We start from the raw sequence: 4,862 nt of genomic DNA on the forward strand, positions 1-4,862 counted from the left end.
ACTTCTGACTTCTGACTTCGTTAAAATTGCCCTAACCTATTTGCGTAGTGCCATATCAAAAACTTAAAGCGGTTTTCACAAAGGTACACTACAAGACTTCTGCCTTTAAGCAAAAATCCTTGTATTCTATGTTTAATAAAAAGCGCTATGAAGCTTAGACAAAACAACATTTTTATTTCTTCCTTCTTCCCTCTTTCCTCTTCCTTCTTCCTTCTTCCTTACTGCTAATAAAAAAATTTTAGCATTCAATTGTTTGTGTCCAAGCAACTGATTTATCTCCTAATTTTCTACCATGAATTTTGACATTTTTTAGAGATTCTGATTTCAAACTAGCGATTTTTTGTTGTACTAATGAAGTTACTATATCTTGATTTGGGATTTGGTCTGATTCTAGAATAAGATGTAACCAACCATTTCTTCTACCAGCTATTACTTTAATTTCTTGTTGCTGAAGTAATTGACTAATTAATAATGCTACTGCTTTTGGATTACCTTGGATTGCTAATTCTAGAACTTTTTGTTGATGAGCATCAACATTTTCTTTTGTTTGTTCTAGTTCTGGGGCGGTCATATTACTAGAGTTACTTAAGTTAAGTTTTTTTCTTTCTTCTATTTCTAATTGTTTGAGAATTTCCTTAAATTTTATGGACTTATCTTGTATGCTACTAATTAAATTTTCTAAAGCTGTATATTTAAATAATAAACGTTGTTCTTCTGGCTCAAATTGTAAAAGTTGATTCAAGGTTTCTTCTAAGGAAATAAATTGTGTTTCTACAGTATTCATTACAGTATCTACTCTCTGATTTACTAATGTAGAAATTTCATGCTCTATTTCTAACTTTTGTTTGATTGAATCTAGTATATTTTTTCTTTCTATAGAACCTGTTTGACCTTGACTAGCTATTGTTGGTTCAATGTCAACAGAAGATACTGTTTGTTGTGGTTCAGTTCCATCAGTATAGTTTTTTTCTTCTTGTTGGTTATTACTTTGGAGGTCTCTTTCTGCTTTGGAATCTACAAATGAATTTGTAGACGATGATTTTTCAGTGAAGCTTTCACTATTGGTAATTTCACCTTTCTTAAAACCGCTGTTATTTTCTAAACCGCTGTTTTTTTGTTCTGAATATTCAACTTGTACTTTACTATTTGTAGGTAGAATAACTTTTGCTGAATAACAAGTATTTAAAGCATTGATAATAACATTGGCTACTTGAGTATATTCATCTGGTTCTTCAAAATTATTAGCAGTACTATATAAAGAAGATTCTAAATCTGTAATAGATAGGCATAAATTAAATATTTGCCTGATTAGACCGTCTAAGTTTTTTGTTTTCAACAATAACCAATCTCTTTCTCCAAAATTAAATTGATGTTCTACGATTGAAAAAATTAGAATTTTTGCCTTTAATGGATTAGTACCTTCCATAATTTTTTGCCGGACATCAAACAATTTTCCCGGGTCTCTTTCATAATGTTCTTCTACTACTAATCTTTCTTTAAGAACAGTTTGCTCGCCGGAATCTCCCTGTAGCTCCCAAATAGGACTAGATTCCATAATTGTCATGTCTTCTTCTTCAGGATATAGTTTACCTACACTGTCAATAATTTTCTGTGCTAATAAACCATATTCTGTTTTTTTGTTAACTTTAGAAACTATTCTAGATAAGCGATGATCTAAGGTCTCTATATTTCCGGTTTTTTGATATAGTTCCTCTATTAATTCTTTCAAATTAATTTCTTCTAATTTTCCTTCATCATTTTCCCATCTGCCTTCGCAGGCACAATAAATTACTTTCTTGATTCTGATTAAATCTGCATCTTTTTTAAGTTCATTAACTACTGTATCTATAATTGAAAATGATTTCATACCTTTTATCCCTGAATAATCTGCATTTTTTTTCTAAGTTTAAGTCATTGAAAATTTAAAATGATTCACTGAATAATAGTCAGCTCTTAAACATCAGTTTTGGCAAAAAAAACATACTCAAATTGTGTTTATCAAAAATAGGATTTTATTCGATAATTCAAGATTCTGTGTTTGATTTAGCTCGTAAGCATTTCCTGCGGAATGCTGCGCCAGTCAGCTAGCCTCCTAGGTCGGAACTACGTTAACAGCAATAAGTAATGAATAATTACTTCTCAGACTTAGAAAGAATACTTTGCTAGTAACTTTTTATTCTTTCTCAACTTCAAAGGTTACTTTTACCTTCTCCAAGATTAATAGCTGATAGCTGACGGCTGAATGCTTACTTTAGCTTTAGTACCGCTACGCGGAAGTTAAAAGTTAAAAGTATTGACTTGTAATTTTTTTAGGATTTTGTAACTGGTCAGTTATTTCCGCCGACCTACTTAGTCATAGATAAGAATAAGAACACTATAAATTATATAGTAGTCCTATTTGAGTTATGCATAAAATATCTTGAAGTCATAGAATAGGAGTCATTTCAGTTATCAGTTATCAGTTATCAGTTATCAGTACCTCCGACTAAAGCAGCAGGTTTGAAATACTGAACTAAATATTTTTTCATCCCCCTTAAAAAGTGGAGGCTTTGGACCTCATTTTTTGCTCAAGCTTTTCACTTTCCAATCTACTATTGGATTATTAACAAATTATTTAAAATACTATATTGCTGTAGTTATAGAATTGTTTGAAATACAACAGTAATATAGTCGTCAATTCTATTAGGATAGAGAGCAAATTTGTAATTAATTCAGTTAGTTTGCTACAGTAGAAAATTGTTAAGAGTTCAATAGACATCTCCTCTGTTATGTCATTTCAGTTAGCCTCCTCCAGAGAAACTGCGTTAACAGTTATCAGTTCCTCTGGCTATTTGCACAGCATTCCGTAGGAAAGGCAGAGGCTTGAAATACTGAAATTTTTCCTTTGAGTCAATCCTATCTGTTTTCAAGGATAGGTAATTATTAATTATTAATTATTAATTATTAATTATTGAATGTTCCCTACTGTTTAATATGAAAAATTTTGATGTAATTGTCATTGGTAGTGGCATTGGAGGATTAGTTGCTGGAGGAATGCTGGCCTACTATGGCAAAAAAGTATTAATTTGTGAAAGCCATGCTATTCCAGGGGGAGCTGCTCACTCTTTCTCCCGTCAAGGTTTCCATTTTGACTCTGGCCCCTCATTCTATTGTGGACTAGCTGACCCCAATAGTCTCAATCCTTTACAAAAAGTCCTAAAAATTTTGGGAGAATCTATTGAGACGGTTGTCTATGACCCTCTGGGACATTATCATTTTCCTGAAGGTAGTTTGCCTATATATTCCGATGCGTCCTCCTATATAGAAGCTGTTGCTAAATTCACAACTCAAGGTGCCCAAGAATTAGAACAATTTCAAAAGCATCTCTTGCAAATATATAACGGTCTCAAAGAAATTCCCACTACAATTTTAAGAGCTGATTTTTGGTTAATTCCTATTTTATTGGGAAAATATGGACTATCTTTGCTGAAGTTGCTGCCTTATCTCAGAGATATTGGGGGTTCTGTTGGACAAATAATGGACAGATGCGTACAAGATCCATGGGTACGTCGTTTAATTGACTTGGAATGTTTTCTCCTCTCTGGGTTAAAAGCTGATGGTACTGTTGCTCCAGAGGTGGCCTTTATGTTGGGAGAACGTTCTAATTCTGTTGTTGAATATCCTATGGGTGGTAGTGGTGCCATAGTTGATGCTTTGGTTAGAGGTTTAGAACGTTGGGGTGGTGAGTTACGTTTGAATGCTCATGTGGAACAAATATTAATAGAATCTGGCAAGGTAATTGGGGTGAGGTTGAGTGGGGATGAGGTTGTCAGGGCGAATATTGTAATTTCCAATGCTACTATTTGGGATACATACACTAAGTTATTGCAATTAGAAGATTTACCGCCTTCTTACCGCGAAGCTGCTCTGGCGACTCCTGCTGTAGAAAGTTTTATGCACTTACATTTGGGTATTCGTGCCGATGGTTTGGAAGGTTTGACGGGACATCATGTGGTTGTGCTGGATGGGAATGTTGATATTAGTACTCCTGGTAATACTTGTATGATTTCTATTCCTTCCGTTTGGGATGCCGATCTTGCTCCTCCCGGCCATCATGTGGTTCATGCTTATACTCTGGAATCTTTTTCTGGTTGGCAAAAAGATGATTCTTATCAGCAGCGCAAACGTGAAAAGGCTGAGTCTTTGTTTTTGGCTTTGGAAAGGGTTATTCCTGATGTCCGACAACGTATAACTCTGGAGTTAATTGGTTCGCCTCTGACTCATGCTCGCTTTTTACGACGTTATCAAGGTTCTTATGGGCCTGCTATTGTTGCTGGTGATGGTAGTTTCCCTGGGCCTCATACTCCTATTCCTGGTTTGTATCGAGTGGGTGATAGTACGTTGCCTGGTATTGGTGTTCCGGCAGTGGCTGCTTCTGGGGTGATTTGTGCTAATACTTTGGTTTCTGTTGATAAGTCTTTGAAATAGCTATCAGCTATCAGCCTAAAAATCCAAGAGTTTAAGTCCCCTACTATATTTGAAAAATTAGTGGTGCGCCTTTTATGGGGAGATAAAACTTTCTAATTATACACTTTGAGAAGCTGATAGCTGACCGCTGAATGCTATTTCAAAAATTTATTTTTTAGTCCACTTAACAGGGATGAAATGGGACTTAGTTGAAGGGTGTAAAATCAAGAGTGAAAATTATCTTGTCTGTAAGAGTATGAAATTGCCTAACGGGGAGCAAGCGGAAGTTGCAATGGAAAAGTTAACTAATTATTGTTTAAATCCTGAACATTCTAGCGGAAAAAATAAAGCTAGAGTTTTCAAATCTCGTTTAGGTATTACTCAAGAAAATGTAGAATTATTATTATCAATGATTC

General features: G+C 34.5%; 3 protein-coding genes. 2 read left to right on the top strand and 1 reads right to left on the bottom strand.

Annotated features, from left to right (window positions below; genetic code table 11):
• Nucleotides 1-238: 238 nt before the first annotated feature.
• A complete protein-coding gene (locus tag AC3DU7_RS25400; protein WP_488042067.1) occupies nucleotides 239-1,867 on the bottom strand; it encodes a hypothetical protein in 1,629 nt (542 codons plus the stop codon).
• 1,106 nt (nucleotides 1,868-2,973) lie between these two features.
• On the opposite strand from AC3DU7_RS25400, the gene AC3DU7_RS25405 reads away from it, so the two are divergent.
• Nucleotides 2,974-4,467: a phytoene desaturase family protein gene (locus AC3DU7_RS25405; RefSeq protein WP_488042068.1), complete on the top strand. Its 1,494-nt coding sequence runs from the start codon at nucleotides 2,974-2,976 to the stop codon at nucleotides 4,465-4,467.
• Nucleotides 4,468-4,702: 235 nt separating this feature from the next.
• A partial coding sequence (locus tag AC3DU7_RS25410) for a DUF6883 domain-containing protein (protein WP_488042069.1) occupies nucleotides 4,703-4,862 on the top strand: 160 nt, incomplete at its 3' end.

The sequence above is a fragment of the Okeania sp. genome (assembly GCF_983059655.1).

What these genes read in the sequence shown, in the direction of transcription:
- AC3DU7_RS25400 (WP_488042067.1), bottom strand. Translation starts at nt 1,867, where the DNA reads ATGAAATCATTTTCAATTATAGATACAGTAGTTAATGAACTTAAAAAA.
- AC3DU7_RS25405 (WP_488042068.1), top strand. Translation starts at nt 2,974, where the DNA reads ATGAAAAATTTTGATGTAATTGTCATTGGTAGTGGCATTGGAGGATTA.